Origin of the sequence: Sulfuricurvum sp. RIFOXYD12_FULL_44_77 (assembly GCF_001830725.1) — a bacterium.
Classification (GTDB): domain Bacteria; phylum Campylobacterota; class Campylobacteria; order Campylobacterales; family Sulfurimonadaceae; genus Sulfuricurvum; species Sulfuricurvum kujiense_A.
Genome location: NZ_MIBU01000238.1, coordinates 1 through 3,697, shown reverse-complemented (window position 1 = coordinate 3,697; position 3,697 = coordinate 1). Strand labels below are relative to the sequence as shown.

Annotated in this window: 5 protein-coding genes; 4 read left to right on the top strand and 1 reads right to left on the bottom strand. The window is 42.2% G+C overall.

Annotated elements, in window-relative coordinates:
* A partial coding sequence (locus A2517_RS08520) for an aminopeptidase N C-terminal domain-containing protein (protein WP_294896079.1) occupies nt 1-190 on the top strand: 190 nt, incomplete at its 5' end.
* Here the strand turns inward: A2517_RS08520 and A2517_RS08515 are convergent.
* On the bottom strand, nt 191-1,360 hold the full coding sequence (locus A2517_RS08515; RefSeq protein WP_294896077.1) for an FAD-dependent oxidoreductase: 1,170 nt from the start codon (nt 1,358-1,360) through the stop codon (nt 191-193). It abuts the gene before it with no gap.
* Between the two features lie 388 nt (nt 1,361-1,748).
* Here A2517_RS08515 and A2517_RS08510 point away from each other — a divergent pair, with 388 nt between their 5' ends.
* From A2517_RS08510 to A2517_RS12015, 3 genes are all read left to right on the top strand, one after another.
* Nucleotides 1,749-3,218, top strand: coding sequence for an FAD-dependent oxidoreductase (locus tag A2517_RS08510; protein ID WP_294896075.1), 1,470 nt, complete (start codon nt 1,749-1,751; stop codon nt 3,216-3,218).
* 19 nt (nt 3,219-3,237) lie between these two features.
* Nucleotides 3,238-3,399, top strand: coding sequence for a hypothetical protein (locus A2517_RS08505; protein ID WP_294896073.1), 162 nt, complete (start codon nt 3,238-3,240; stop codon nt 3,397-3,399).
* Between the two features lie 129 nt (nt 3,400-3,528).
* The coding region (locus A2517_RS12015; RefSeq protein WP_367187993.1) for a peptide deformylase at nt 3,529-3,697 on the top strand (169 nt) is incomplete at its 3' end.

The following is a 3,697-nucleotide window of genomic DNA, read 5'->3' as shown; positions in this document are numbered from 1 at the left end:
TAAAGTGATCGAAATTGATGCCCTCAATCCACAGATTGCTTCGGGATTGGCGGGGGCGTTTAAAAATTACGGACGTTTAAATAGTGATCAAAAAATATTGATGGGGCGTGAGTTGGAGCGGATAAAAAATCATCCGAACCTCTCCAACAACGTTTATGAGATTGTGACGAAGATTTTAGAAGCGTGTTAATTACATCCAAGGGATACGGGGAATATACTCCATTTTAGAGAGTTTGTAGTACCATCCCCAGCCGATTTTGAGCCAATGTCCTATGATCGGAAGTGGGAGTAGAAGGGTTTTTTTGTCATCACGATAAACAAATCCGGCGCCGTTGCCCATATCCATAACGCAGAGGATTGTGAGATGCTCTTGGTAGGTTTTTTTATTCTCAAATTTCATCCCATGCGCTATCGCACTATTATGAGCGGCATTGCGTGCCATTACCTCGGCGATATGCCCTTGTTTGGCTTTCCAATCCGGTCCCTCTAATGCCGCAGCGTCACCGATGGCATACCAATTTTCGACGTTTTCGATTTCGCAGTAATTAGTGATCCGAATAAATCCGGCACTGTTTTGGGGAAGGTCGGAGGATCGAATGAGCTCAGAGCCGTTTCCTGCCGGAATAAACATCGTCAGATCGCTCTCTAAGCGGCTCTCATCTTCAAAAATAACGCCTTGGTTATCAAAACGCTTTATTTTTTTGCCGTAACGGGTTTTGAAGTTGTTTCGTTGAAACATCATCTCCAGTGATGAGAGTGCTTTTTGTCCCATTCGAGCACCCGGTTCTGCCATAGGGGCAAAAAAAGTCATTTCAAATTTATCTCTTATACCGAGTTTTTTGAGACGGTGATGGAGATTGAAAAAGAGCTCAAAAGCGGGACCTCCGCGTACACCGCTGGGATCATTCGGATTGCCGCCGAATCCGAAAGCGATTTTTCCGCTCCCTTTGGCGATGAGGAGATCGATTTTTTCTTTGAGGAGTAGTGACTGCTCGGGATCACCGCAGATAGAGAGGGTGTTTTCCAACCCTTCATGTTTCATTTTTGCCGCTCCCGTAGCAATCACAAGATGATCGATTTCACGCTCTCCACCATTTTCAAGGGTTATGGTTTTTTGAGCACCGCTGATGGTTACAACACGATCAACCGTGAGTTTGAAACCATGCCGCATAGCAATTTTGTCGAGCGAAAAGGCTACATTTTCAAATCGTATTGCTTTTACGGGGATCCATATAGCGATAGGGTAGATAAAAACATAACTCCGATCACTGATAAGCTCAACCTCAAATCCCTCTTTACGATAATAGATTGCCGCTTCGACACCGGCAATTCCACCACCGATAATAACAACACTTTTCATTATAAAATCCCCACTTGCAACTATAAAACATATTATGAAAGTATATGATTAACATATAAAGTTATTATAATAGTATTGACGCTTAAAGTCAATACTACTGTTTACTTATATCGTCAAATAAAAATAATACAAAATAAACTAGAATATTATATGAAATTATAATTGTAGATTGCTTTGCCAAATAATATTTATTTATATTCTATATATAATGTTAAAGTGAATCAAAAAAGTGATTTTTAGTGTATTAAATAGATTGAGAAAAAAAGTAACACTTGTTGCTTTTCTGGAAAATTTAGTTTAAATTACAAGGGTAGTTTTAAGGATGTGATATAATTGTGATGTAATGGTATTATAATCGGATTTTATGGAATTCATTCAAGGAGAAGATATGGCAAGAGTAGTTGTTCTTGGTGGCGGTGTTGCCGGACATACCGCTGCAACGTTTGCGGCAGATTGGCTCGGAAAAGAACATGAGGTGGTTGTAGTTACCCCTAATTCAAAATGGAACTGGATCCCCTCAAATATTTGGGTCGGTGTCGGTCAAATGTCTAAAGAAGAGGTTACTTTTGACCTTGCTCCCGTGTATCAAAAAGCAGGGATTACTTATAAACAGGCAAAAGCGGTAAGCCTCAATCCTGAGGGAAATGCAAGCAGCGATAAACCGTATGTTACTATTGAATATACAGGTCAAGGCAAAGCGGGACAAAGTGAAGACGTAACGTATGATTATTTGATCAACGCAACGGGACCAAAACTTAATTTTGCCGCAACTCCGGGTCTAGGTGATGCTAACGGGTTAGGTGAATTTACCGTCTCCGTTTGTACGGCAGATCACGCCGATCATGCAGCGCATGAGTTTGCAAAATGTATCGAAAAAATGAAAAAAGGGGAACGTCAAAAATTCCTCATCGGGACAGGTCACGGTATGTGTACATGTCAAGGGGCTGCGTTCGAATATATCTTCAATATCGAACACGAACTTCGCAAAGCGGGTGTCCGTGATTTAGCCGATATCCAATGGATCTCCAACGAATCATTCCTCGGTGACTTCGGAATCGGCGGATTACACATGAAACGCGGCGGATATGCAGCTTCTTCACGTCTTTTTGCAGAGTCTTTGTATTCTGAGCGCGGTATTAAATGGTTGATCGGTGCTCACGTTAACAAAGTTGAAAAAGGGAAAGTGTCGTATGAACTTCTTGATGGTTCAATGGGCGAAGAGACATTTGACTTCTCAATGTTGATTCCACCTTTTGCCGGAGTAGGACTTAAAGCATACGACAAAGCGGGCGAAGATATCACGGCTACCGTGTTTGCACCGAACGGCTTTATGAAAGTTGATGCAAAATACGATGCGGGTGCGTATGAGAACTGGAAAGCGTCTGACTGGCCTCGTACGTATCAAAATCCAACATACAAAAATCTCTTCGCTGCAGGTATCGCGTTCGCTCCTCCGCATCCGATCTCTAAACCGATGAGTTCACCAAACGGTACTCAAATTTTCCCAACGCCTCCGCGTACAGGTATGCCAAGCGGTATCATCGGAAAAGCGGTTGCACACAGTGTTTGTGATTTGATCAAAAAAGGGCCGGATGCACACTTGCATGAGGCATCAATGGCAGAAATGGGTGCAGCGTGTGTTGCATCAGCAGGTAAAGGTCTATTTGACGGTACCGCTGCGGCATTGACTGTTTATCCTGTTGTCCCGGATTTTGAAAAATATCCTGGATTAGGACGTGATTTGGATTATACTTTCGGTGAAATCGGACTTGCGGGTCACTGGATCAAACACATCCTTCACCACCTGTTTATCTATAAAGCCAAGCTCAATCCGGGCTGGACGTTAATCCCTGAATAAGTAAAAGGAGAAAAAAATTATGAATGAAATTGAAAAATACGTTAAACCGTACGATGCTAACTTTACGACTATGGTACCGACAAATTTTGTTATCAAAATGCGTACGTGCAAACTTTGGCAGCTTTTTCGCTTTATTATGATTAACATCAAAATGTTGATCGTCGTTCGCAAAAGCCACTAAGTGTCTTGACTACTGCTATGCTCTACTTTTCTGCCTCGAAGAGGCAAGCTTTAGTGCCATAGCGGCAAGCGTAGCCAATCGGGGCTTTGCTCCGATGACGTTTAAAATTCCCATATAAAGATTTTCACAATGATTAAAGAATTGATCACCTACCCTGATGAGCGGATTAAGTACGTATCTGCCGATGTTCGGAAATTTGATGATGAGTTGTTTAGGCTTTTAGAAAATATGCGTGATACGATGGAGCATTATCACCTGAATGCTATTGCGGCAATCCAAATCGCAGTGCCGGCGTGTG

Bases quoted from the DNA above. Each gene is read 5' to 3' on its own strand.
- A2517_RS08515 (WP_294896077.1), bottom strand. From the start codon at position 1,360: ATGAAAAGTGTTGTTATTATCGGTGGTGGAATTGCCGGTGTCGAAGCG.
- A2517_RS08510 (WP_294896075.1), top strand. From the start codon at position 1,749: ATGGCAAGAGTAGTTGTTCTTGGTGGCGGTGTTGCCGGACATACCGCT.
- A2517_RS08505 (WP_294896073.1), top strand. From the start codon at position 3,238: ATGAATGAAATTGAAAAATACGTTAAACCGTACGATGCTAACTTTACG.